The organism is Micromonospora sp. NPDC049662, from assembly GCF_040675055.1.
In the GTDB taxonomy this organism is placed as follows: domain Bacteria; phylum Actinomycetota; class Actinomycetes; order Mycobacteriales; family Micromonosporaceae; genus Micromonospora.
Genome location: NZ_JBFAOC010000001.1, coordinates 251297 through 274506 on the forward strand (window position 1 = coordinate 251297; position 23210 = coordinate 274506).

Annotated in this window: 26 protein-coding genes; 17 read left to right on the forward strand and 9 right to left on the reverse strand. The window is 67.4% G+C overall.

Features of this window, described 5'->3' with window-relative positions; genetic code table 11:
* Position 1 precedes the first annotated feature (1 nt).
* The 3 genes from AB0J36_RS00990 (at position 2) to AB0J36_RS01000 (ending at position 1763) form a co-directional block, all read left to right on the forward strand.
* Positions 2-676, forward strand: a complete 675-nt coding sequence (locus tag AB0J36_RS00990) for a GPP34 family phosphoprotein (protein ID WP_363659871.1) — start codon at positions 2-4, stop codon at positions 674-676.
* An 85-nt stretch (positions 677-761) separates the two neighbouring features.
* Complete coding sequence (locus AB0J36_RS00995; RefSeq protein ID WP_363659872.1) at positions 762-1406, forward strand: GNAT family N-acetyltransferase; 645 nt, start codon at positions 762-764, stop codon at positions 1404-1406.
* 30 nt (positions 1407-1436) lie between these two features.
* A complete protein-coding gene (locus AB0J36_RS01000) occupies positions 1437-1763 on the forward strand; it encodes a hypothetical protein (protein ID WP_363659873.1) in 327 nt (108 codons plus the stop codon).
* Between the two features lie 127 nt (positions 1764-1890).
* On the opposite strand, the gene AB0J36_RS01005 is transcribed toward AB0J36_RS01000, so the two are convergent.
* Together AB0J36_RS01005 and AB0J36_RS01010 are read right to left on the reverse strand one after the other, a co-directional pair.
* Positions 1891-3123 carry a HEPN/Toprim-associated domain-containing protein gene (locus AB0J36_RS01005; RefSeq protein WP_363659874.1) on the reverse strand — a complete coding sequence of 411 codons (1233 nt, stop codon included), beginning with the start codon at positions 3121-3123 and terminating at the stop codon, positions 1891-1893.
* 760 nt (positions 3124-3883) lie between these two features.
* Positions 3884-4183 (reverse strand): hypothetical protein, encoded by a 300-nt coding sequence (locus AB0J36_RS01010; protein WP_363659875.1) that lies wholly within the window; start codon positions 4181-4183, stop codon positions 3884-3886.
* A 441-nt stretch (positions 4184-4624) separates the two neighbouring features.
* Here AB0J36_RS01010 and AB0J36_RS01015 point away from each other — a divergent pair, with 441 nt between their 5' ends.
* On the forward strand, positions 4625-5161 hold the full coding sequence (locus AB0J36_RS01015) for a hypothetical protein (protein WP_363659876.1): 537 nt from the start codon (positions 4625-4627) through the stop codon (positions 5159-5161).
* 514 nt (positions 5162-5675) lie between these two features.
* Here the strand turns inward: AB0J36_RS01015 and AB0J36_RS01020 are convergent.
* Positions 5676-6086 carry a hypothetical protein gene (locus AB0J36_RS01020; protein WP_363659877.1) on the reverse strand — a complete coding sequence of 137 codons (411 nt, stop codon included), beginning with the start codon at positions 6084-6086 and terminating at the stop codon, positions 5676-5678.
* 52 nt (positions 6087-6138) lie between these two features.
* On the opposite strand from AB0J36_RS01020, the gene AB0J36_RS01025 reads away from it, so the two are divergent.
* The 5 genes from AB0J36_RS01025 to AB0J36_RS01045 all read left to right on the forward strand — a co-directional run bounded on the left by AB0J36_RS01025 (position 6139) and on the right by AB0J36_RS01045 (position 10610).
* A complete protein-coding gene (locus AB0J36_RS01025) occupies positions 6139-6687 on the forward strand; it encodes an SAF domain-containing protein (RefSeq protein WP_363659878.1) in 549 nt (182 codons plus the stop codon).
* Positions 6684-7553: a hypothetical protein gene (locus AB0J36_RS01030; protein ID WP_363659879.1), complete on the forward strand. Its 870-nt coding sequence runs from the start codon at positions 6684-6686 to the stop codon at positions 7551-7553. Before AB0J36_RS01025 ends, AB0J36_RS01030 begins: the two co-directional genes overlap by 4 nt.
* Positions 7554-7696: 143 nt before the next feature.
* Positions 7697-8878: an ATPase, T2SS/T4P/T4SS family gene (locus tag AB0J36_RS01035; protein WP_363659880.1), complete on the forward strand. Its 1182-nt coding sequence runs from the start codon at positions 7697-7699 to the stop codon at positions 8876-8878.
* 5 nt (positions 8879-8883) lie between these two features.
* Positions 8884-9753 carry a type II secretion system F family protein gene (locus AB0J36_RS01040; protein ID WP_363659881.1) on the forward strand — a complete coding sequence of 290 codons (870 nt, stop codon included), beginning with the start codon at positions 8884-8886 and terminating at the stop codon, positions 9751-9753.
* Positions 9750-10610, forward strand: coding sequence for a type II secretion system F family protein (locus tag AB0J36_RS01045; protein ID WP_363659882.1), 861 nt, complete (start codon positions 9750-9752; stop codon positions 10608-10610). The genes AB0J36_RS01040 and AB0J36_RS01045 overlap by 4 nt, the downstream gene beginning before the upstream one ends.
* A gap of 163 nt (positions 10611-10773) precedes the next feature.
* Here AB0J36_RS01045 and AB0J36_RS01050 read toward each other — a convergent pair whose 3' ends face one another.
* Positions 10774-11295, reverse strand: coding sequence for a hypothetical protein (locus tag AB0J36_RS01050; protein WP_363659883.1), 522 nt, complete (start codon positions 11293-11295; stop codon positions 10774-10776).
* 9 nt (positions 11296-11304) lie between these two features.
* A complete protein-coding gene (locus AB0J36_RS01055; RefSeq protein WP_363659884.1) occupies positions 11305-11772 on the reverse strand; it encodes a hypothetical protein in 468 nt (155 codons plus the stop codon).
* Between the two features lie 126 nt (positions 11773-11898).
* Here AB0J36_RS01055 and AB0J36_RS01060 point away from each other — a divergent pair, with 126 nt between their 5' ends.
* Genes AB0J36_RS01060 through AB0J36_RS01095 form a run of 8 tightly spaced genes read left to right on the forward strand, consistent with a single transcriptional unit; the run spans position 11899 to position 19180 of the window.
* A complete protein-coding gene (locus AB0J36_RS01060) occupies positions 11899-12141 on the forward strand; it encodes a hypothetical protein (protein ID WP_363659885.1) in 243 nt (80 codons plus the stop codon).
* 11 nt (positions 12142-12152) lie between these two features.
* Positions 12153-12575 carry a TadE family protein gene (locus tag AB0J36_RS01065; protein ID WP_363659886.1) on the forward strand — a complete coding sequence of 141 codons (423 nt, stop codon included), beginning with the start codon at positions 12153-12155 and terminating at the stop codon, positions 12573-12575.
* Positions 12576-12601: 26 nt separating this feature from the next.
* Entirely contained in the window at positions 12602-13054 is a 453-nt protein-coding gene (locus AB0J36_RS01070; protein ID WP_363659887.1) for a TadE/TadG family type IV pilus assembly protein, read from the forward strand.
* Positions 13051-13479 (forward strand): pilus assembly protein TadG-related protein, encoded by a 429-nt coding sequence (locus AB0J36_RS01075; protein WP_363659888.1) that lies wholly within the window; start codon positions 13051-13053, stop codon positions 13477-13479. The genes AB0J36_RS01070 and AB0J36_RS01075 overlap by 4 nt, the downstream gene beginning before the upstream one ends.
* A 19-nt stretch (positions 13480-13498) precedes the next feature.
* A complete protein-coding gene (locus tag AB0J36_RS01080; RefSeq protein WP_363659889.1) occupies positions 13499-16366 on the forward strand; it encodes a BTAD domain-containing putative transcriptional regulator in 2868 nt (955 codons plus the stop codon).
* 23 nt (positions 16367-16389) lie between these two features.
* Positions 16390-17223, forward strand: coding sequence for an aldo/keto reductase (locus AB0J36_RS01085; protein ID WP_363659890.1), 834 nt, complete (start codon positions 16390-16392; stop codon positions 17221-17223).
* Entirely contained in the window at positions 17220-18194 is a 975-nt protein-coding gene (locus AB0J36_RS01090) for an alcohol dehydrogenase catalytic domain-containing protein (RefSeq protein ID WP_363659891.1), read from the forward strand. Before AB0J36_RS01085 ends, AB0J36_RS01090 begins: the two co-directional genes overlap by 4 nt.
* Positions 18191-19180 (forward strand): phosphotransferase, encoded by a 990-nt coding sequence (locus AB0J36_RS01095; protein WP_363659892.1) that lies wholly within the window; start codon positions 18191-18193, stop codon positions 19178-19180. Before AB0J36_RS01090 ends, AB0J36_RS01095 begins: the two co-directional genes overlap by 4 nt.
* On the opposite strand, the gene AB0J36_RS01100 is transcribed toward AB0J36_RS01095, so the two are convergent.
* The 4 genes from AB0J36_RS01100 to AB0J36_RS01115 are packed head-to-tail and all read right to left on the reverse strand — an operon-like array spanning position 19177 to position 23206.
* Positions 19177-20451, reverse strand: a complete 1275-nt coding sequence (locus AB0J36_RS01100) for an aspartate aminotransferase family protein (protein ID WP_363659893.1) — start codon at positions 20449-20451, stop codon at positions 19177-19179. The genes AB0J36_RS01095 and AB0J36_RS01100 overlap by 4 nt on opposite strands.
* Positions 20435-21259, reverse strand: a complete 825-nt coding sequence (locus AB0J36_RS01105; RefSeq protein WP_363659894.1) for a hypothetical protein — start codon at positions 21257-21259, stop codon at positions 20435-20437. The genes AB0J36_RS01100 and AB0J36_RS01105 overlap by 17 nt, the downstream gene beginning before the upstream one ends.
* Positions 21246-22307 carry an NAD-dependent epimerase/dehydratase family protein gene (locus AB0J36_RS01110; RefSeq protein WP_363659895.1) on the reverse strand — a complete coding sequence of 354 codons (1062 nt, stop codon included), beginning with the start codon at positions 22305-22307 and terminating at the stop codon, positions 21246-21248. The genes AB0J36_RS01105 and AB0J36_RS01110 overlap by 14 nt, the downstream gene beginning before the upstream one ends.
* Positions 22301-23206, reverse strand: a complete 906-nt coding sequence (locus AB0J36_RS01115) for a glycosyltransferase (protein ID WP_363659896.1) — start codon at positions 23204-23206, stop codon at positions 22301-22303. The genes AB0J36_RS01110 and AB0J36_RS01115 overlap by 7 nt, the downstream gene beginning before the upstream one ends.
* Positions 23207-23210 lie beyond the last annotated feature (4 nt).

A 23210-nucleotide genomic window follows, 5' to 3' on the forward strand; every position in this document is an offset into this window, starting at 1 on the left:
GATGACCGCGTCGATCCCGCGCCTGCCGCTGCGCGATGACCTGTTCCTCCTCGGCCACGACGACGACACCGGACACCCCCACGTGCACCGGCAGACCCTCGCCCTCGGCCTCGCGGGCGCGGTCCTGATCGACCTGTACCTGGCCGGGCGGGTGAACCTCGACCCGAACGACGACACCCGCCCGGCCAGCCACCAACGGATACACCCACACATCGACCGACCGGTCGGGGACCTGATCGCCGACGCCGCGACCGCCACCATCCGCCACACCCACCCACCCCTGCGCGGGTGGCTGCGCGGGTTCTCCGACGACCTCTACGACCGCACCCGCGCCGGCCTCGTCGCCAGCGGAATCCTGCGCCACCACACCCGACGGCGCCTCGGCGGCCTCATACGCGCCGACATCTACCTACCGACCGACACCAGATGGGCGGTCGTCGCTCGTTCCCGCCTGCGCTACCTCGCCACCGGCCGCGAACAGCCCACCAACCACAGCGCCGCCCTCGCCGGCCTCGTCGCCGACCTCGGCTTCACCCACCACCTTTACCTCGACGACACCGCCACCCTGGCCGCTCGTCTAAAGGCCATCGCCGGGCAGCACTACCAGCCGGTACGCGACATCACCGCCGCCGTAGACGCCGCCATCGGTGACCTCGCCACTGCCGCCTACCGCTGACTCTGCCGCCGTCACCTACCGGAAATCACCGTGAGCAACTGCCTCAGGTGAGACCCATAGCAACCTGCGCATCACAGGAGTAAGCATGACGAGCATCAGCACCAACGTGACCGCACGTCAGGCCACGCCCGACGACGCGGGCAGACTTATCGGCGTCCTCGCCGAGGCGTTCTTCCACGACCCGGTCGCCCAGTGGCTGATCTCCGACCATAACGATCGCCGCTTCGTCTCCTACCGCTACTTCACCCACGTTGTGGGGCACAGCCTGCAATACGGCCACGTGGACACAACTTCCGACGGATCCGCCGCCGCAATCTGGTACGCCCGCCCGGCACCGTCTCCCAGCATCGCCGCCGACCGCCACGTGGGCGTGCAGGAAGCGACCGGCGCGTACGCGCCGAAGTTCCTCCTACTCGAGACGATGTTCGAAGCGCACCACCCACCCGAGGCGCACCACTACCTCGCCTACGCCGCCGTCAGCCCCGAACATCAAGGCCAAGGAACTGGCACCGCGCTGTTGAGTAACCACCACCAACAAATTGACCCGCTAGGCTTGCCCGCCTACGTGGAGGCCACCAGCCCCCGCAACCGCGACCTCTATCTGCGGCTCGGATACCTACCCGGTCCGTCGATGGTCCTGCCCAACGGAGGACCGAAGATCTGGCGGATGTGGCGCGCACCGGTGGGCGGCACGATCCCAGCCAGATTCTTCACCCCGCTTCTACCCTGACCGGCGAGCGCAACGAACGCGGTGGGGACCATGCTGGTTCAGCTGGCTATCCCTGCTGACGTCGCAGCCATCGCGGCCATGCTGACCGCCGAGTTGCAGGGTGATCCGCTCGCCGAGGGCCATCACCGCGTTCATCTGCTGCAGCCCGAAGCCCGGGCCACGGCGCGCCGGGTCTGCCAGGTAGTCATCGCCAATCTGGTCGAAGCACAGCAGCGCCCGCCAGAACGGCAGCACATCAAAGCCGACGAGCGTGTCGAGATTGCCTTGAACCTCTCCCCGCACTGGCAGCGACCGGAGCTGTGCAGGCCAAAAAAGAGCCATACGATCTGCGTGAGCAGGCGGCGACAGAGCGACTGACCGGGCGCCTCAACCAAAGCCTGGCCGGGCCTGTGGTCGCAAGTCAATGAAACAACTGCCGATGAGAGTGCGACCACTGAGCGACATCAGACGCGTATGTGTACCCGAGTTCCGGGCCGGTTCGGGTTCACCCAAAGACGTGGACAATGTGCTCAATAATTGCCCGAATTCCGGTCCAGTCCGATTCCGGCGTGATGCCGTCCCTTCGTGCGCACTCCACCTTCCACTTAAACGCGTCTTGGACGGCCTTCTTGTCTGGTTCCATCAGTGTGCCGTGGTATCGCTTCAGCAGCGGATTGTAACTTCGCCACTGCACCGGAACCAGACTGCCGTCGACGGTCAGAATGTCATGTCCGAGATACATCTCCAGGGAGCCCGCACGGCCGTTGACGTCGGCGAGGACCGGCTCGTCGGAGTATGGCCCAACGGTTGGGTAGCTCGACAGCAGGGCCAGGTCAGGGTAATGGGCCACTCGGCAATTCTCTGGAAGGCTTTCGCGTTTGAGTTTGGCGAGCCCGGCATGGCCTTCCGTGTCGTTGTCGGCGATGGCAACGAAGCGGTTGACCACTCCGGCGGCAATGAACGAGTAAACGGTCTTGGCCAACGCGCTCACATTGCCCTCGGCCCCGCTAACGCCGTCAAAGTCAATAAACTTTACGAATCCAACCAGATGTGGGTGTGTGACGGCCATTGCCATCTGGAGAAGGCGAGAGTCCGTTCGTCCTTCCGTAAGCACGATGAGTGGTGCGTTCGTCGAGACGGTAGCCAACTGAGTCACCCGCGCCGCCTCAGCAACGGGCTGGTCCGCGTCCATTTCAATGCAGCACCCAATCAACTCGTGCAGATCGAGTCCCACCTCGGTTTCTTCGGAAGCCGATTCAAGGAGTAGACGCAGGAGACTCCGTGCGTCCACGTGGAACCGGAGCTCGTCGATGGCCTCGACCACTTCTCCTGCCCGAGAATGGTCCTCCCATTCGAGCTCGGGATCCTCGAACACAGGTTGAATTGCGATGACATCGCGCAAGGCGGCAATGAGTCCGTCCGCATCAGGTAGCGACCTGGGCTCTGAACTTCCAGAACGTTCTCGCTGTTGCCGTTCCGCTTCGTCAACGCGCCACTGCTCGATGCCGCTCTTGAGGTCAGCCAACGCCCGCGCATCGGTGAAACCCTGGACGTGCAGTCGCTGACGCAACTGCCAAGCCAGGGCGTAGTACCCGTATCGGTCGACGTCGTCCTCGACAATCGCCTGATGGTACACCCTCTCGTTCTCTTGGAACAGCGCCGCCAATTCCGAGTCGTATCCGTCGCGCGAGAACAGGAACGTGCGCCGACCGACCGTGATGTATGAGTGGTGGCCCATCCTGCCAAGCCCTCCATCCAAGACCTGAACAGACTGCTCAAGTATGACCAGGCGTCGAGCGGACTTTGGGACCTACCCCTCCCCACTTGTTGACGCGGAGGACGAACCCGACCAGACCGAGAACCTAAAGTCGCTCCAGGACATCGTCCGACACGCAGATTTTCGCGCGGCAACACCTACCCCTGCCCGAGTCACTAAGGGTGGCGACGTGGTGGTCTGCACGTATCACACGTCGTGGCCGCTGGGCAACGTGCGGCAGCAGCGCGGTGTCGACGAGGTCCATTCTGGACATCGACGAGCGCCAGCAGTCGCTACATCGCTATCTCTCGTCAGCAAGGTCACCTGCACTGATCTGCCGCGATCCGCGCGTGCCCTGCGGCCCACGGTCGGTTCGTCGCTGAAGGTACTGTGGCCGTACTCGCTAGGCTCAAGGTTGTAGTGGTCCACCAGCAGTGTTGCAACGACCGCCAGAATCCGCCCCGTCCCGGTGGTGCCATTCCGGGCCGGCAGAATCACGCACCAGAATTTCCGGCCCAGGCACCGGTGGCGGTCCCGCCCACCGAGGGCCACCCGACCTCCAACGCGCCCTCTCGACGCGGATCTGGTCGTCGACATCGTTGGTCGCAGGCGGTGCCAGACATCAAGGACCAGGACCACCTCACCGACGCGAGACCGGCAGCGCGGGCAGATAGCTACCACAGACCCCGCCCGGGCCAGCGGGCGATCGAGCCAGAAACGTCAAACGGACGGCGCCTTCAGATCAGTTTCGCTCGACTTTGATGTGGCCTTCTTCGAGGGCCTTCTCGATCATTGCCAGCATCTCGGCCCTCTCATGCGCCTCAGCTGTCAGCGTCCAGCTCAGGTACCCGCGTCCGTCGTCGATCTGGTCGACGAGCCCAGCCTGGCGCATCTGCTTGAGCGCCTTGGACAGGTGGCCGTCGCCGGGTCTCGCTCCCCAGCGCTCAACGAGGGCGGCAGCGAGCTCGGTGTATCGCAGTTGTCGGTCAGCGAGCGTAAGCAAAATCGAGGCCCACCAGCTGTGTCCGAAAACCTGCTCCAAGATCCGAAAGTGGATCAATGCCACAGTTCACCGTCTCCCCCGCACAGGTGCCCAACGCCTGACCCGAGACGTCAGCTGTCGTGAATCTGACATTGCGCGAAAGACTCACTTCACCGAGTAGTCGCAGCGGTGTCAAGGCCCCTCGCTTATCGACCTGACGGAGAGTTGCCGGTTAGAGCCGCTTTGGGTGAGAACGAAATCCAGCTGTAACGAGCAGTGGTTGTCGATGGCTCCGCTCTGTTCAGCCCCTGCTCGGCGCTGATCAGTCCGTCGCGGTGGCGCGATGCGGCCCTACCAGCGGTGCGCACGATCGGGACGCACGATTGGCGCGCGCGGTTGTAGCGCACTCACGTGCCGTAGCGGCAGGCTCTGATCCTGGGATAGGACAGAACATGTTGACCGTGATGGAGGCAACTGGTGGCACACCGTAGGGGGAGGGTGGTGGCCGTGCTCGCGCTCGTCGGCCTGGTGGGAATCGGGGCAGGTTGCACACGTGGTGACGGTGACGAGGAGAGCTCATCGACGCCGACGCCCGGCAACCAGTCCACCTCACCTGCGGAATCAACTACGCCCGGGGATCTCGCGCTCGCCGCGTACCGCGGCATGTGGTCCGCCTACGACGAAGCCGGGCTGACGTCCAACCCGGACCATCCGGAGCTGGTCAAATTCGCGGCCGGCGATGCGCTGGAGGTCTTGAGAAGCGGCCTGGAATCAGATCGTCGCGAAGGGCTGGTCGGGCAGGGCGAAGTCGTTGTGAACCCGTCGATCCAGTCCCTCACGCCCGCGGCCGCGCCGACCCAGGCGAAAGTCCGAGACTGCGCGGATACCTCCGGCGCGACCAGGGTGAGAGCGACTCCGAATGGCACTCCGTTCACCGACTCACCCGGCGGGCGCCGGATGGTCAACGCCACCGTGAGCATGGTCGGCGAGAGCTGGAAGGTGACGTCCTTTGGGGTACAGGGAGTCGGCTCGTGCTGAGGCTCCGGCTCCTGGCCGCTGCCGGTGTCATGCCCGCAGCCTGCTGCCTGGTGCTGCTGGTGGTTGCGTCCCCCGCACAGGCCGACAAGTGGAAACCGGTGGACTGCGGCATAACCCCTGACGTGCCTGAATGTTCCGTCGAGGTGGGTACACCGCCCTCGATCGGCGACGGGAAATCCGGGGACGAACACAACGGCGGGTCGAACAGCGGCGGCTCCGGTGGTGAGCACAAGGGTGCGGACGGTTGCCGTTACATCTTGATTGGCCGGGACGAACCGCCGGCGGGTGCCCCTCAGCCCGGAGCGTGGTACTCACGCCACTGCGTCAACGATAGCGGGGCTTCGGCGAGGCTGCCCGTGTGGATCGCAGATGCACAGTCGCCGGATCCGGCGGTCTTGGCACGGTCTGCGATTTCACGGCTGAATCTGCCTGCGCCGGCGATCCGGGCCAATCCCGCGCCACCAGCGGCTCAGCTGCTGAACGTGCCGACGTGGCTGTGGCTGGACAGCCCCTCTTATCGGGCACGGTCAGCGACGGCTTCGGTCCCGGGTCTCAGCGTGACGGCGACCGCTTCACCGAAGCAGGTGCGGTGGTCGACTGGTGACGGGGCGTCCTTCACCTGCTCGGGTGCGGGGATGCCGTGGAGCGCGGGCATGGATCCGGCTGCAGCGTCGAGTTGCAGCCACACGTACAAGGCACCGTCGAGTGGCCAACCGGGCGGGGTGTACGAGGTGCGGGCGACGGTGACCTGGGAGATCGGCTGGGTCGGCGGTGGCACGTCGGGGTCGGTCGATGCAGTGACGACGACCGCCACGGTGCCGCTTCGGGTGCAGCGCTCGTCCGCGCTCAACGGGGCGGGCTGACCGATGGCCGTGTCGTTGACGAGAGCACCGGCCATGGCGGCGAACGGGCGGTCGTCGTCCACACCGGCGCCCGTTGGGGTGCGCCGACGTTCACCGCGCAACGTGGTGTTGGGGTTGGTTCTCGCGATCGCGTGCTCGCTGCTATTCGCCGGCGCCGCGCTGCGGACCGATCCGGCGACTCCGGTCCTGGCGCTGGCCCGCGACGTGGGGGCAGGCCAGACGATCCGGGACCCAGACCTGAAGGTCGTACGGATCGTGCCGGGTGACGCTGTGCAGGTGGTAGGCGAGTCGCAACGCGAGACGGTTGTCGGTCGGACGGCGGCGGTGCCGCTGGTGGCCGGGAGCCTGTTGTCGCCCGGCCAGATGGGTGGTTCGGCGTTTCCGCCGGTGGGTCAGTCGGTCATAGCTGTCGGCGTCAAGGCGGGCAAGGCGCCGGCCGGCATGACGGTGGGTTCGCGGGTGACCGTCCTGGTAGTGCCCCCGACAGCCAACGGATCTCCATCTGTGCAGCCCGTCCGGGCGTCCGCGTCGGTGTCAGCGATCGAGGTTCCCGACGCTGCCGGGCTGACGGCCGTGTCGCTTCTGCTGTCGTCAGACGCGGCACTGCAGGTCAGCGTCGCTTCGGGAGACGTGTCGCTGATTCTGCAGGGCTCGGGCGGTTGAGCGCCGTGTTGATCGGGGTGACGAGCGCGAAGGGCTCGCCGGGCGCAACGACGCTCGCCCTGGGGCTGGCACTGCGGTGGCCCGAGCCAGGCGCCGTTGTCGTGGAGGCGGACCCTGCGGGCGGCGACCTGATGGCACGGTTCGGTCGCACGTACCACAATGGCGGGCGGGAGCCAGGGCTGGCGTCGATGGCCGCCGATGCCCGATCCGGGGCCGGCGTTCGGGTCGATCCGTCTCGGTGGGTGCAACCGCTGCCATCAGGGGTGGACGTGGTCCTGGCGGAGCCTGGGGCCGCGGCGGCAAGCCTGCGGGCGTTAGCTGTGCGGGGACCTCGGATGCTGCGAATGCTGGCCGCTGGCAGGCCAGCGGTCGTGCTCGACGTGGGCCGGTGGGAGCCGGCTTCGCCGGCGTCGGCGCTGCTATCGGTAGTGGACGTCCTGCTGGTGGTGCTGCGGCCCGTACAGGATGAGGTACGGGTTGCGGATGTGCGACTGAACGGCCCGACGGGCCGACCAATCCCATCAGCAAAAGGTAGAGACCTCAGCCAGGGACGCGAGCACGTCGAGCAGCTGACCGGGTTGGTCCGGGACGTACAGCTGGTCACCGTAGGTGGCGACGGGTGGCCGGCAGTGGAGGTGGCCGGCAGCCTTGGGCTGCCGCTGGCCGCGACCGTCCCGAACGACCGCCGAGGTGCCGGGATTCTGGCCGGACGCATGGTGCCGCGGCGCGGTTGGCAGTCGACGGGCTGGACGCGGTTGCCACTGCTGCGGGCCTGTCGCGGCCTTGCACTGGACCTCGATCGGCACGCCATTACCGAAGCGTCCGTCGCGCCGGTGACGGAGCACGCCGGGGTGAGCGGCCGATGAACGCTCGGCATTCCGCTCCGGGGAACAGCATAGGCGTGGGAGGCGCCCACGCGCTGACCAGTGGCGAGCGAGACGTCCTCGATGCGTTACGAGCCACGGTCGCCGTCCGGCTACAGGTGTCGATCGTCGGCGGAGCAGACAGCATGGGCGACGTCGACCTGTTGATATCCAACGCCCTCGACGAGTACGCGCGCGAAGCGTTGCACCGCGGGCAACCCCCGCTGAGCGAGATGGCCGAGCATCGGATTCGACAGGCGTTGCGCAACTCCTTCGTTGGTGCCGGTGGGCTGCAGCCGCTCCTCGACGACGAGGCGATCGAGACCATCAACATCAACGGCTGCGACAACGTGCAGGTGCAGTACCGCGACGGCCGCCGCGCCCGGGTGGCCGCAGTCGCACACTCCGATGCCGAACTGATCGAGCAGTTGCGCGACATGGGCGCCCGGCTCGGAGCCCATGAGCGGCGATTCGACCCGGACGCCCCCGAACTCGCCATGCAGCTGCCTGGCGGAGCGCGTCTGCACGCGATGCAGGTCATCAGCGACCGGGTCGCGGTGTCGATCCGTCGGCACCCGATGGTGAAGGTGAGCCTGGATGACCTGGTGGGGATGGGCGAGCTGACGCCGACGATGGCGGATCTGTTCACCGGCCTGGTGTTGGCCCGCCGGAACATCGTCATCAGCGGCGGCCCTGCTGCAGGAAAGACCACATTCCTGCGAGCCCTTGCCTCCGCGATTCCCACGCAGGAACGCCTCATCGTGATCGAGGACTCCCGCGAGCTGTCGCTGGACCCGCAGGTCCACCCGGACATGATCTCGATGCAGGCACGGCAGGCAAACATCGAAGGCGTGGGCGAGTTCAGCCTGGATCAGTGTGTCCGCGCCGCGCTGCGCTTGACGCCGGACCGGGTCATTCTCGGCGAGGTCCGCGGTGCTGAGGTCGTACAGATGGCCAAGGCAATGTCGATCGGGGTGGACGGGTCGATGGCGACGGTGCATGCCTCGTCGAGTTCGCAGGCGCTGCTGCGGATGACCACCTATGCGATGGAGCCGCCGGCGTCCTATCCGCGAAGCGCCGCGACGGCGCTGCTAGGCGAAGCCGTGCACATCGTCGTGCACTTGGACCGCACTCCCAATGGCCTTCGAGTGGTCTCCTCCGTTCGCGAGATCGTCGGCACTGACGGGGATCAGATCCTGTCCAACGAGGTATACCGGCCCGGTCCTGGCCGCCAGGCGGTACCGGCGACGAGGCTGCGGGACGAGACCATGGACCGGCTCGTCGATGTTGGCCTGGATCCTGCTGTCCTCGACCGTGATGGGCGGTGACACGGATGGCCATGCCGGTCGTACTGCTGGTCGGACTACTCACAGGCCTCGGCCTGTGGATGATCCTCGACGGATTCCGACGGCGCGACCGTGACAGCACGGCACCGGTCGACGGTTTGCTACGACGAGCTGGTGCGGCCGTAACTCCCGTGCGGGCCGTAACGGTGATCATCGCGGCGGTGGTCTCGGGGCTGGTGACCGGCTGGCTGGTCGGCGCGATCTTGGCTGGCCTGGCAGCGTGGAGCCTGCCCACGGTGCTCGTCGGGAACCGGGTTCATCAGCGTGAGCAGGAACAGTTGGAGGCAATCGCGGGCTGGACGGAGGGCTTGCGCGACACGCTGGCCGCGGCAGCTGGGCTGGAGGAGGCGATCGCCGCGACGGCCGGCACGGCGCCATCGGCGATCCGACCGCAGGTCGTCGCGCTGGCGGAGGCGATCGACGCTGGGGTCCGCCTGCCGGTCGCGCTGCGCGCGTTCGCCGCTGATCTCGATCATCCGACCGGGGACATGGTCGTGGCGTCGTTGCTGCTGGCGGCCACCAGGCAGGCTCGCAACCTCGCCGAGCAGCTCGGTGCGCTCGCGGCAACCGCACGGGAGCAGGCCGCAGCACGGATGCGCATCCAGACCGAGTGGGCGACCACCCGCACATCAGTGCGGATCATCATCGCGATCACCCTGGTCATGGCCATCGGACAGGTACTGCTCAACCGCACGTTCCTCGCTCCCTACGACACCCTGGCCGGGCAGGTCGTACTCGCCATGGTGGGCGCGATGTTCGCCGTCGGGTTCATCTGGCTCAGCCGGATGTCCCGGATCGCCCGTGACGAACGCGTGCTGGCCGGCGCCAACCCCCACCCCCAGGTGGTGACGAGGTGATCCGCGACGCGCTGCTGCTGGGGGCCGGTACCGGAACCGGCCTTACGCTGGTCCTGCTGGGATTGCGTCCCAACCGACCTGCCCTGGTCGACGTGCTCGACGGCCTACGTCGTCCGGCGCCGCCTCCAATGACCGCCCGACAGCGCCGCTATCAGGTGCTGGGGGCGCCCCTCCTACGCCTGGGCCTGCCCACCGCCCGCACCCGGACCGATCTGGCAGTGCTGCAGAAGGATGTCCCCACGTTCCTTGCCGAGCAGGCCGCGGCCATTGGGCTGGGGGTACTGGCGTTACCCGTCCTGGCTGCGTTGTGGGGTGTCGGTGGGCTGGTGCCGCTGTGGCTCGTCGGCCTGGGCGGACTGATCGGCTACCGATGGGCGGTCACCCGGGCCCGCGCCCAGGCGGAGAGGCGGCGTGCCCAGCTGCGCCACACCCTGTCGGTAATGCTCGACCTGGTCACCATCAGCCTGGCCGGTGGTGCCGGCGTCGAACAGGCCCTCGACGATGCGGCAAGCGTCTGCACCGGCTGGGCCGCCGACCAACTGCGTGCCGCGCTACGCACCGCCCGGCTGACTCGGCAGCCCCCGTGGCGACCCCTTGGCCAACTGGGCCTCGATACGGGAGTTAACGAGTTGGCCGAGTTGGCCGCCACGATGCAGTTGGCCGGCGCGGAAGGCGCCCGGGTCCGTGCTTCCCTCGCTACCCGGGCCTCGGGGATGCGCGCTCGCACAACCGCCGCAATGGAATCCGCTGCCCGCTCGGCCGGGGTCCGGATGTCCCTACCCGTCATGCTCATCGCCCTCGGCTACGGCCTGTTCCTGCTGTACCCGGCCATCGCGGCCATCCGCACCGGCCTCTGAAGTGTCCGAGAGCTCACGAATTTTGAAGTGTCGTTACGCCGGAACTGAAGGGAGGTACGCAGCTATGCGGCTATCCGAGTCCGTCGGTTCACGAACTGCTTGCAGGTTGATCGCCGTTCATCGATCAAAGGCGGCAGATGCCGGACGACCACAGCCGGTGGCGCTACCTCAGCCGGTGGTAGACGACGCCTTCGAGGTCGTCGCGGTTGAAGGCAGCTGCGTTGGTGAGGTGGCCGTCGTATGGGCCAACCTTGGTCACTGCTCGGCCGTCTCGCAGAACGATCTGGAGTCCGTGTTCGGGCTCCCAGTCGCAGTTGCATTCCACGGTGACGTACACATGCTGGTCGCGGAAGCTGTCGCGCTCGACGGCAGCCTCGACGGGGTGGATGTGTGCCCAGACTTCGTCAGGATTGGAGATCGTTACGAGCACGGTGCCGTCGGTGGCCTCGGATACGACGTCCTGGTAGTAGTCGAAGATCGCTGGTGCGGCGGCCTTGAGGACGGAGTCGTCGACGTCGAGGAACGCCGCGATGGCCGTGTGGAACTCTTCCTTGGCCGGGTCGTCGTCGTATCCGTTAACCATCACGTTGAGTACGCGGTCGCCCAGGGCTGGCACGTGGACGGGCTCGCTGCGGTACCACCCGTCGAGGTCCTCGAAGACCGTCCCAAGGCCGGGGATGTCCATGCGGGCACCCTACGGCAGCGGCGGCGTGGTACGTGGTTCGGCAGGTTCGATGCCGCCGGACGTATACCGCTCGGCGGTGGGAACGGACACGCCGAGCATGTCAGTCAGTCGGCGCACGTCTCCGGGGGACGTGATGGCTTCGTGCACGATGCGGTCCATCCGCATCGCTTGGGCCGAGAAGCCGATCGTCTTGGTGGTCCAGTGGGTGCTGGCCAATGCGGTGCGGGTGGCGCTGTAGTGGTTGAGAAACAGGTGCGGGTTGACGGTGTTCGGCCAGCGCCGCTGTCGTTCGTGGAACCACGCGGTGAGTCGCTGCCTGACGGGGCGGCGAGCGCCGTGGCGCAGACGGCTGTCAGGGATCTCATGCAGCTGGATGGCGACGACCTGGTGGGATCGCTGCGGGCGGAACGCGATCAGGGCAGCGAGTGCGCCGCCGCCGCGATACTCACCGACCCGCCACCTGAGAGTGGCGATCACTCGCTTCGAATCAGAGAAGCGTCGGAAATCTCGACAAGCAGTCAACGGTGGCTCCACGAGGCGACCAGCGCTGCCACCTCGACCTCGACCGGCATCCCGCAAGCGAGCCGTGAAACATCCCACGGTGTGACCGACAAACAGCATCCTTACGGCTGCTCGAAGGAGTTGATCACCATGATCCGCCGCCTACACGCCAACCTTGCCTATGGGCTCAGGACCATCCGTGAAAATCCCGAGCACGGAGCCGAGACCGTCGACACAATCATGTGGATCGCCATCTTCATCGTTGTCGTCGGCGGAATCGGCATGCTCTTCCGGGACACCGTGACGCAGTACTGGAACTCCCTGGTCATCACCATCGGTTTCTGATCGTCACGATCATGGGCAGTCCGAGCAGGATCAGAGAGCACCTCCGCAGCAGACTCTGCGGCGACCGGGGCTCCGTCACGACCGAGACCGTCGCCCACACCGTCATCTTCCTGCTCGCACTGACCGTTATCGTGCAAGCGGCCGTCTGGTCGCTGGCCGATCAATCGGCCCGGCACGCCGCCAAGGAGGCACTTCAGGCGGCGCGGGTCTACGGGGCGACGGCCGAATCCGGCCGCAGTGAGGCCGCTGAAGTCCTGGCCGAGACCAACCCGGCCGGCATCGACGGCATCCAGATCACCGTGGAGCGTGGGCCGGTGACCACAACCGTCACGATCACCGGCACGGCGAACCGTGTCGTTCCCGTGCCAGGGCTCACCGTGCCCATCGAGGTTCAAGTCCAGGCTCCCACCGAAGATGTCCCACCCGTGAGCTGAGACCGGGCGAAAGGAACGAGGCGTCGATGACGAAGCGCACCCGGGGACGACCTCCTCAACGGAGTCTGTCCGGAGACAGCGGCTCGGTGTCGGTCGAGGTCGTCGGGCTCGTCCTGCCGGTCATGGTGATCTTGGCGATGCTGATCGTCGGTGCATGGCGGTTGTCAGCCACTCGCCTCGACGTACACGCCGCCGCCGCATCCGCCGCCCGCGCCGCATCCCAGCAGCGCACCGCCGCTGCCGCGCAGTCCGCCGCTGAGGAAGCCGCCCGCGCCGACCTCGCCGGCCGTGCACGCGGATGCACCCCGTTGACCGTTGTCACGGGCCTCGACGACTTCGGCCGTGGCGGTTCGGTCACCGTCACCGTCACGTGCCACGTCTCCACCGGTGACCTGATCGGCGTCAGCGCCCCGGGCGGCGCCGACACGACCGCGACCGCCAGGGCCCCACTGGACACGTATTCGGAGATCGTCCCGTGAGCCGCACCTGGTTGGAGACGGTCCGCCGGCAGCTGCGCGAAGACCGCGGCTCGGGCACCGGATGGGCAGCCGGCATGTTCCTCGTCGGCATGCTCGCAGCCGCACTGATCGTCGACGGCGGCGCCGCGATGACGATGCGCGTCGACGCACGCCACGTCGCCCAACAGGCCGCACGGGCCGGAGCAGACCAGATCGATCTACTCCTACTCCGCACGGCCGGCACCGTACAACTCGACCCGGTCCTGGCCGAAGCTGCGGCGACCGAGTACCTCGCCCAGGTCGGAGCGACCGGCACCGTCTCCGCCACCACGACGTTGGTCACGGTCACCGTCGCCAAGACCGGACCCACACCGCTACTCGCCGCCATCGGGATCACCACCGTCACCGTCTCGACAACTGAACGCGCCGAACCTGTGACCAGCTAACCACCGTGAAGGGGGTGCCATGAACGTCACTGCGGCGCTCGGCCGGCTCCTCATCCGCCTCGCCAGCGCGATCGCGCTGCTGTCCATCACCGTCGGCATCCCCTACGGTCTCGCCGCCCACATCGGTTGGCCCCTCCCCCGCACCGTCCCGCGGGACACCGCCGGCTGGCAGGCATGGCTCACTGCCGGCTTCACCGACACGATGGCGGTCAACCTGCTGGCCATCGCCCTGTGGCTGCTCTGGGTCGTGTTCACCGCCAGCCTCCTCGCCGAGGCGATGGCCGGAATTCGCGGCCTGCCCATGCCTAGACTGCGCGGCATTACGTCCGTACAGACCCTGGCAGGTTGGCTGCTCTCCGGACTCACGGCCGGGGTCGTCGCCACCGCCACCGTCGCGCCGGCCACGGCGGCTCCCCCGCCATTCCCGGCGATCGTGCCGGCCGCTGCGGCGCACGCCACCCCGGTGGTGCTTGTCGGCAACCAAGCGACCGGCCCAACCAAGGTCAGCGTCGGGCAGCAACCGCCGATCCTGTGCGCTGGTGAACACCACGTATTCATCAAGGACAAGAGCTACGTGTACGTCGTCCAACGCAACGAAAGCCTCTGGGTCATCGCCGAGAAGTGCCTCGACGACGGCAACCGATGGCCCGAGATCTGGCAGCTCAACCGCGGCCGACACTTCGAGGTCGGCGGCACGTTGCGAGCCCCCCGCCTGATCCAACCCGGCTGGGACCTACGGATGCCAGCCGACGCTGTCCCGCCACCAGCCACCGATCCGGCACCCGCCAAACCCGCCCGACCACCGGGTGCCGGCCCAGTGCCCGCGTCACCGGGCCCGGCCACGACGACAGCCCCACCCATGTCGACACCGTCCTCGTCGACTACTGATGATCCGGACGGTGTGGTTGAGCCGGCACCAGGCATGCCGGCGTCTTCCGGTCCGGCCTCGACCCCAAGCAGCGCCAGCCCGGCGACGCCCGACCAGAGCGATGCCGTTCGGCCGACCGGTGAGGATCGCGGCGTGGGCGTACCGGGCGGATGGGTGAGCATCGGACTGGCCGCTGCACTGGCCGCCGCCTCGTCGATCGTCTGGCGACGCCGACGCAACCGCTACAACCCCATCACCGACATCGACCCGGCCACCGATCCCACCCTGCAGCCCTTGCCTGCCGTGGTGAGCCGGCTTCGCCGTGCCGTCCGTGAGCAGGCACCCGAACTGTTGGCACCTCCGCCGCCACAACCAACAATCCGTGACCTCGCGGGCGCCGAACGGCCACCGCTGGCACCGATCGGGCCGTCCGGACCGCAACTGGCCGGGCTGCCCGATCACCCACGAGGAGGCCTCGGCCTTACCGGACCGGGCGGTGCCGACGCCGTCCGCGCGATGCTCGTGGCGACGCTCTCCTCCGGCGGTGTTCACGACCCAGACGCCCGCGGGCAGGTGGTGATCCCCGCGACCGTCCTCGCCGACCTGCTCGGCGGCACCGCGATCACCGACCTGGTCGGTGCCTTACCTCGGCTGCGAGTCACCGCCGGACTCGACCATGCCCTGACCTACGTCGAAGAACAGATCATCCACCGCACGCGTGCTGTGACCGACGCCGACGTCACCGATGTCGCCGCGCTCCACGACGCCGACCCGCACCACGATCCACTTCCGCCGATCACACTGATCGCCGACATCCCCGACACCGCGATCCGGGCTCGGCTATCCACCGCACTACACCTGGGCCACCCCCTGGCCATCAGCGCAGTCATCGCCGGCGACTGGCCGCGCGGCACCACCCTCACTGTTGCGAGCGACGGCACCACCGCCAGCAACGAGCCGGGACAGGCCCCCAAGCTGTCGGTCCTAGACGCCGACACCACCCTGCAGCTGCTCACCGTCATTCGCGAAGCTCACACCGGGGAGCCGCCATCTCCCCCGCCCAACGACCCGACGCCCGAAGGACCGGTCTCCACGAGCAATGGCGGAAACACGTCTACCGCAGAGACCACCGCGAGCCCAGCACCGCCAGTCAGGCCTACCCCACCCGCCGAACCTCCCCGAGCGAGCGGGAAGCGGCAGTCACGGGTACGCGTCCAGGTCCTCGGCCGGCCGATCATCTTCGGCGCCGACGGCAACCCCGTCCCCGGCGTCCGCCGAGCAAGTTACGAACTCCTCACCTACCTCGCCGTCCACCGCCAAGGTGCGGACATCGGCGACATCGAGGTAGCGATGACACCGGATGCCACCCCACGCCGCGCCCGCGACCGCCTGTCCACCAACGTCGCCAACCTCCGCAATCGGCTGACCCACGCCACCGGGTTCGACCCCAGCGCGGTCAGCGAATCGTTCAAACCGGTCGTCAACCCCGGCGGGCGCTACTACCTCGACCCGGCCCTGCTCGACATCGACTGGTGGCGCGTCCTCGACGCCGTCAGCCGCGCCGGCGCGACAACCGACCGAGACGCCCAGCGCGCGGCACTCGACGACGCAGTCAGCGACTGGAACGGCCTGCTCTACGACGACAGCTTCGAATGGATGGACGGGCCACAGCACAGGTGCAGGCAGGTCGGCGTCAACATCCACGCCCGACTCGCGGTTCTGCTCGCCGACACCGACCCCGGTCGAGCTCGGACTCTCCTCGACGCTGCCTGCGACATCGACCCGATCAACGAGGAGGTCGCGCGCCTTGCAATGAACGCTCATGCCGCCGTCAACAACACCGCAGCCATCAACGCGCGACTGGCAGCACTCACCTCAGCGCTTCAGGAAATCGACGAGGACGTCTCCGACGAAACCCATCGACTCGCAGGTCGACTGCTCCACAAGTCCCTACCGCACACCGACGGGCCGTCAGGCTGCCCACCCGCCAGCACCGAACCACCCGACGCACGGGAGTGACCGATGTTTGCGAGGTCTTGATCATGGCACCCGCGGAGCAGCTCGACATCGCCGACGGGGTCCGCATGCCCATGGTCGGAGTGGGTACCTGGCGGCTCGACGGGGCCCCTCTCGTCTCGATCCTCGATCGAGCGCTGGGCATCGGCTATCGACTCGTGGACACGGCGTCGTACTACCGCAACGAGTCGGCCGTAGGCGCGGCCCTCGAAGCGTCTGGCCTGCTGCGGAACTCATTCTTCGTCACGACCAAGATCCGGGGATACGACCAGGGCCGCGAGCGTACGGTGCGGGCCCTGGGTCATTCGCTGCGACGATTGCGCCTCGATTACGTGGATCTGCTCCTCATTCATTGGCCGTTGCCCATGCGTGACCTGTACGTTGCCACCTGGGAGGAGCTGATTGCTCTGCGGGACCGTGGCCTGACCAGGGCGATCGGGGTCTCCAACTTCGAGCCGGTGCACATCGAACGGCTGGTGGCCGAAACAGGGGTGGTGCCTGCCGTCAACCAGATCCAGTGCAACCCGGCCGTGCAGAACAACGCCATGCGCCAGCACAATCGCGTCCGCGAGATCCACAGTCAGGCCTGGGAGCCCTTGGGGAACCGGAGTCGGCTGCTCGATCATCCGGTGGTCCGCGCGGTAGCCGGGGAGGTCCGGCGGACGCCCGCACAGGTAGTTCTCCGCTGGCATCTCGCGCGGCACAACTCGGTCGTACCGAAGACCGCGACAACCCAGCGACTGGCGGAGAATCTCGACATCTTCGGCTGGGACCTCGATGATGATCACCTGCATAGAATTGACAGTCTTGATCAGGGTGACGAGGGCCGGGTGAATCCTGCGATCAACCTCGTCGAATGAGCATGAGGGGGCGGGATGCGATGTTCGCCCTGTTGCTGATCGGTGCCAGCCGCATCGAGGGCGGGCAGGCCGACGCTCCTCGTCCGGGGCCGGGCGAGGAAATCATTGAGGTCAGCCTCACCGGCATCTGCGGTAGCGAGGTCGAGGATTCCAAGGCCCTGACGTACCGGCGGCCGCCGGTCGTCATGGGACACGAGATCGTCGGGCGCCTGCCGAACGGCTCCCGGGTCGCGGTCAACCCACTCCTGACGTGCGGAGGCTGCGGGTCGTGTCGGTGCGGGCGCACGAACATCTGCACGTCGAGGGAGGTCCTCGGCATTCACCGGCCGGGCGGCTTCGCACCCTACGTCGCCGTACCGCGAGGTCAGCTCCTCGGCGTGCCGGATGACGTCTCGGACCGGCAGGCGGTCATGGTGGAGCCGATCGCCAACGGGCTGCACGCCTGGAACATGTCCGGTGCCGGTCCGGCCGCCCGGGTCGCAATCCTCGGCGCCGGGCCGATCGGGCTCTCGGTCGCCCTCGCCGCGTCCTCACGGCGCGTGGCGGCGATAGACGTCGTCGAACCGGTCGCCGAGCGCCAGCAGGCCGCCGCCGCCATCGGAGCGAGCGTCCGGGATCAGCCGGGCAGTGGCTACGACGTCGTCGTCGACTGTGTCGGCAGCTGCGAGACCCGTCAGGCCTCGGTGGCGGCCCTCGCACACGGCGGCACGGCTGTCTGGCTGGGTCTGCATAGCCCGGCCCCCGGCTTCGACAGCCTCGACCTGGTACGGACGGAGAAGACCGTCCGCGGTTCCTACGGCTACACCGCCGGTGAGTTCACCGAAGCCCTCGCCCTCGCCGCCGGCGTGCCGCCCGGCTGGGTCACTGAGCATCCTCTCGAGGACGGTCCGGCGGTCTTCGACTCGCTGTGGCGAGGCGACCTGAGTAGTCCGAAAGTGGCACTTCGCCCGGCCGCACGAGGTGTCGCATGAGCGATGACGTCTACGTCCCGCCGCAGCGGATCGGCTTCCGGGAGCTGTCCGCGGCGGAGATGGAGCGATTCACGGAGATTGCCGGCGAGGCGCTGGGCCGGTTCGGAATAGCGTCCTTCAGCCTTCCGGACATGGTGCTGCACTCCAACGTCACCGCCCGGGTGCTCCGACCCAGTGGCCGGCCACTGGCTCTTCGGCTGCGTACCGGGCCGGCGGTCAGCGTGGCAACCGAGATGGCCTGGCTCAGGGCCGTCCGCCGGGGCACCGGGATCCGAACCATCGAGCCCTACTCCGACCGGAACACCATCCGGATCGGCATCGGTACCGATACCGGTACCGCCGAGATCGAGTGTTCTCTGTTCTACTGGGCCGAGGGGGAGCCGCTGGCCGCCCATCTGACGCCCGGCAACTACCGGAAACTCGGCCGGTTGTCAGCGGAGCTGCACGAGTTCGCCGTGACGTGGAGCCCGCCACCACACCTGAACCCGCTGCGCTGGGACCGCACGATGTACTACGAGGGCACCGAACTCGTGGTAGACGACCCGCGATTCGCCACAGTAATCTCCGCCGCCGACGCGGCCGTGGTCCGGCGGACGGCCCAGCGCGCGGACGGGGAGCTGGCGCGGATTGCCGCGTTACCGGGGCCTGTCTTCCTGCACGGCAACATCGAGATGTGGAACGTGCTGGTAGACGACCAGGGACGGCTGCGACTGCTCGACTTCGAGGACGTCATGGTCGGACAGCCAATCCACGACGTGGCGATTACCCTGTACTACGGTATGGAGCGGCCGGACTACCCCGCGCTGCGAAAGGCGTTTGAATCCGGATACCGCTCAATTCGGCCCTGGCCGGTGGCACCGGGAGACGACCTCGATTTGCTCATGGCCGCGAGGGCGATCATGTTGCTCAACCACACGCTGCTGACGCATGTCGATCCCGGGCCAATCGTCGCCCGTCTGCTTCCCGTCGTTCTCCGCGCCGCCTAGCGGTACCGGCGTACGGCGGCCTCGATCGCATCGGCGGTGAAGTCCAGATCGACATCGGTGTGTGCGGTCGAGACGTAGAGGATGCCCTTGGGCATCAGGTGTATCCCGTGCGCCAGCAGATCCGCCGTGAACCGGCGGTACAACTCGGTGTCCGCCTCGAGCGTGTCCGCGTACCGCTCGACGGCGACCACCCCCGCGAACGCGTGCCCGACACCGGTGTCATGGCGGACGACCAGCGGCACCCCGGTGCCCTTGGTCGTCTCCTCGAGGATGCCGGCCAGGCGACCGATCAGCGTACCTAGGCGGTGATAAACCTCCGGGGCAGTGCGCTCCAACTCGGTAACCACGGCGAGGGCCGCCGCCACCGCGATTGCACTGCCGTTATAGGTACCGGCGTGCGCGACCCGGCCGTCGGCGACTACGGCCATGATGTCGGCGCGACCGGCAACCGCGCTGATCGGGAAGCCACCGCCAAGCGCCTTGCCCAGCACCGTCAGATCGGGCTGCACGCCCAGCTTCTCCTGTGCGCCGCCGAGGCTGACCCGATAGCCCGTGATGACCTCATCGAAAATTAGCACCGATCCGTTGCGGCGGACCAGATCCGCCCCGGCCCGCAGGTACTCGTTCGTCGCGTGCAGGCAACCGCCGTCCACGTTGATCGGCTCCATCAGGACCGCCGCAACGTCGCCGTCCAGCACCGACCGCAGGTCGCCGATGTCGTTCCAGTCGCACACCACCGTCGACGACATAGCCGCCGTGTCCTGTCCGCCGGAACCGGGCGCAGGCCCGGTTTCCCCGTAGCTCGCGAGGTTCACGTTGTCGATCCAACCGTGGTAGTGGCCGAGGAACTTCACCACCTTCCGCCGGCCGGTCGCCGCCCGCGCGATCCGCAGGGCAACCTGCACCGCTTCGGTTCCGGTACTGCTGAAGACGCACATCGCCGCGCTGGGCACCGTTCGGCAGATGGCCTCAGCAAGTTCCGTCTCCAGCGGATGGTTCGCCCCGAAGGTGCTGCCCCGGCGCAGCTGTTCGCTGACGGCGGCGATAAGCGCGTCCGGGCTGTGCCCGAGGATCAACGGGCCGTAGGCGAGGGTGTAGTCGACGTAGCGGTTTCCGTCGACGTCCCACAGTGCCGAACCTGAACCACGGTTGAACGTCACCGGAACGGGAAGCTGCTGGGCGCGGATCCCCGAGGAGACGCCGCGGGCCAGGTGCCTGCTCGCCCGCTCGAAGTGCTTGATCGACGCCGACAGATCATGCCGGACGTACATGTGATTTCCTTCCGATCAGCTCGCTAGGCCACAACGGGCCGCGGCGAGCGGCGAGCGTGTCGACCAGTCGCGGGATCGTCGCGGCATCGGCCGCAACACCCTGGAACGGCCGGTCTTCGTGGGACAGGCAGAGATTGGCCGCGACCAGCGGACGAGTCAGGCCCGCTTCGTACGCCCACACGTCGTCGGCCGCGCCGGTCGCGAGTGCCCGTTCCAGCGCCGGGCTGAAGTTGCCGATCCCGTCGAGAAGTTCGAACGTCTCCCGCGGATAGCCACGAGTCAGCAAGCTCGTCCCGGCGACCCCCATCTTCAGCGGACCGGTCGCCGAGCGAATCGCGGCCAGCACGTCCGCGATGTGCCGGTCGAGGAAGGAGCCACCCGCCGCGAACGCGCAGACGAAGTTGGAGACGTTGTCCAGAAACCGCAGGCGGCCGTCCGGCCAATGCTCCATCCATCGCTCCCGAGCAAACGCGGCGTCCAGGGGCCTCGGCAGCGGGAGGAAGTCGCCACCCCACACCACGACATCGGCATCCACCCACACCGCGTACGAGTAAGTGGCCAGCAGGCGGCGGGCGGTCAGCAACCGCGCGAGATCGGTCGCCGGGTTGATCCACGTATCGCATCTTTCCAGGACCCACACGGGGATCTTGGCGAAGAAGCCGGCATCGCCGACCGTCCGGTAGTCGGCACCGTGGTGCCGTGCCCAGTCGGCCACCGTGGTCATGCACTTGTCGACCCAGGGCTGGCGAGCCTCGGGCATCGACTGGAAGACAACCGTCCCGGGCGGCATCGCCTCAGTGCCCGTCAATGTAGGACTCGGCCTGGCCGACGGTAGCGGCGGACGCAGACCCGCCTCGATCGACCAGACTCGTCCACTCGACGGTCAGCGCTGCCATCGTCCCCAAATCGAGTCGGTGACGCCAGTTCAGTAGCGTGGCAGCACGGGACCCGTCCAGCCGCAGCAGCCGGTCCTCCGGGAACGCCGTCGCCTCCGGCTCACCGCCGAGCCGGGCCTCCGGTCCCCATGCCCTGGCGAGGGCCTCCAACATGTCGGCAACAGTCACATCCATCCACGGCGGTCCGAAGTTCAACACCACACCGCTCGGGGTCCGGCGTTCCAGCAGAGCCGACGTCAGCAGAACCAATCCGTGCGCAACGTCCAGAACGTGCTGGAACGGTCGGACCGCCGAACGGTCGCGTGGGGCGAACGGCCGCCCGTCGCGAAACGACCGGACGCAATTGGGGACCAGCCGGTCCGCCTCGTCGCCGCCCCCGATCACGTTCCCCAGCCGGATCGAGGCCGCCCATGGCTTGTCATCGCCGGGAAGGCCGCAAAACTCCCGGAAGAGAATCTCCGCGATGGTCTTGGAGGCCGGATACGGCCCGGTGCCGGCAAGTTCGTCGTCCTCCGTGAGAACTCCGGATCGCAGCGCGGCCGGTGCATAGCATTTATCAGATGTCACGTGCACCAGCGCTGGCGTCGATGTCTGCCGCACCGCCTCCAGGACGTTGAGGGACCCGCTGATGTTGACGTCGAACGTCAGATGAGGTTCTGCGTAACCCGTTCCGAGAAGAGGCTGGGCCGCCAGGTGGACGACGGCATCCGCGGCCGCCGCAGCGATCGCCCTTTGCAGTCCCTCGAAGTCACGGACATCCCCGTCGACGGCGTCGACCCCGAGATCCTTGAGCCAGGCCGCACGCTCGTTCGTGACGGCCGTGTCGGACAGCGAGTATCCGATCACCTCGGCGCCGGAAAGCCTCATCATCGTGCAGAACCAGGAACCGACGAAGCCGCTGTGTCCCGTGACAAACACTTTCTTGCCCAGCCACCCACCGGTGGCGCCGGCGCTCACCATCCTCGTGATCCGTCCTTCGACCGCGCGTGCCGTTCGTCCAGGCGCGACGGCCGCAGCAGCCAGTCACAGATCCCGACAGCCCAGCCGCCGATCCATGCAAACTCGCCGAGCACTCCGCGGAGGTCTCCCTGCCGCATACGGCGCCCGCGCCGCCGCAACGCGTACCAAGCCTTGACGATCATGTACCAGTCGCGCGACGCCAGGTGTTTGCCGTAATAGCCGCCCTGGCCCCGACCGTACGAATAGCGGACCGAGACGTAGTTGCGATCGGCCCGCCAGGAGCGGTGGTGGACGACCGCGTCTGGTTCGAACACGACCCGGTAGCCAGCCAGCAGAAGGCGGTAGCCATAGTCGTTGTCCTCGGAGGAGGGAAACCTGGTACCCGGGCCGATCCGCGAGTCGAACGGGCCGACCTCCGCGAAGGTCGACGCCCACATGGCCATGTTGAAGGTGGCCAGCGGATCAACCGTGATCCGCCCGGTGTACTCGGCCGGCACCTCGTCCGCGTGCAGGGAAAGTGCGAAGGCGCCTTCCTCCTCCGCCGGGCCGGCGAGAACCCGCCCGGTGATGACTGCGCGATCACCGGCCTTGATCAGTGACTGGACTATCGTCCGCAGCCAGGCGCGATCGACCAGGCAGTCGTCGTCGGTCACGACGACGACCGGGTGCGACACGGCCGCGAATGCGACGTTCCGGCTACGACTGATGCCCACCGTGTCCGAGTGCAGGTAACGGAAGGCGACTCCGGCCGGCGGGCTCAGGCCGGCGAGTTGCTGATTGGGTTCCTCGCTTTGGTCCACCACGATGATCTCATCGGGCCGTACCAATCCCTCCAGCACCGAGGCGACCGCATCGGTCAGGAGTCTTGGGCGGTTTCGTGAGCTGACCAGAACAGTCACGCCA

What these genes read in the sequence shown, in the direction of transcription:
- AB0J36_RS00990 (WP_363659871.1), top strand. Translation starts at nt 2, where the DNA reads ATGACCGCGTCGATCCCGCGCCTGCCGCTGCGCGATGACCTGTTCCTC.
- AB0J36_RS00995 (WP_363659872.1), top strand. Translation starts at nt 762, where the DNA reads ATGACGAGCATCAGCACCAACGTGACCGCACGTCAGGCCACGCCCGAC.
- AB0J36_RS01000 (WP_363659873.1), top strand. Translation starts at nt 1,437, where the DNA reads ATGCTGGTTCAGCTGGCTATCCCTGCTGACGTCGCAGCCATCGCGGCC.
- AB0J36_RS01005 (WP_363659874.1), bottom strand. Translation starts at nt 3,123, where the DNA reads ATGGGCCACCACTCATACATCACGGTCGGTCGGCGCACGTTCCTGTTC.
- AB0J36_RS01035 (WP_363659880.1), top strand. Translation starts at nt 7,697, where the DNA reads ATGGGCGACGTCGACCTGTTGATATCCAACGCCCTCGACGAGTACGCG.
- AB0J36_RS01040 (WP_363659881.1), top strand. Translation starts at nt 8,884, where the DNA reads ATGGCCATGCCGGTCGTACTGCTGGTCGGACTACTCACAGGCCTCGGC.
- AB0J36_RS01050 (WP_363659883.1), bottom strand. Translation starts at nt 11,295, where the DNA reads ATGGACATCCCCGGCCTTGGGACGGTCTTCGAGGACCTCGACGGGTGG.
- AB0J36_RS01065 (WP_363659886.1), top strand. Translation starts at nt 12,153, where the DNA reads ATGGGCAGTCCGAGCAGGATCAGAGAGCACCTCCGCAGCAGACTCTGC.
- AB0J36_RS01070 (WP_363659887.1), top strand. Translation starts at nt 12,602, where the DNA reads ATGACGAAGCGCACCCGGGGACGACCTCCTCAACGGAGTCTGTCCGGA.
- AB0J36_RS01080 (WP_363659889.1), top strand. Translation starts at nt 13,499, where the DNA reads ATGAACGTCACTGCGGCGCTCGGCCGGCTCCTCATCCGCCTCGCCAGC.
- AB0J36_RS01085 (WP_363659890.1), top strand. Translation starts at nt 16,390, where the DNA reads ATGGCACCCGCGGAGCAGCTCGACATCGCCGACGGGGTCCGCATGCCC.
- AB0J36_RS01090 (WP_363659891.1), top strand. Translation starts at nt 17,220, where the DNA reads ATGAGCATGAGGGGGCGGGATGCGATGTTCGCCCTGTTGCTGATCGGT.
- AB0J36_RS01095 (WP_363659892.1), top strand. Translation starts at nt 18,191, where the DNA reads ATGAGCGATGACGTCTACGTCCCGCCGCAGCGGATCGGCTTCCGGGAG.
- AB0J36_RS01100 (WP_363659893.1), bottom strand. Translation starts at nt 20,451, where the DNA reads ATGTACGTCCGGCATGATCTGTCGGCGTCGATCAAGCACTTCGAGCGG.
- AB0J36_RS01110 (WP_363659895.1), bottom strand. Translation starts at nt 22,307, where the DNA reads ATGGTGAGCGCCGGCGCCACCGGTGGGTGGCTGGGCAAGAAAGTGTTT.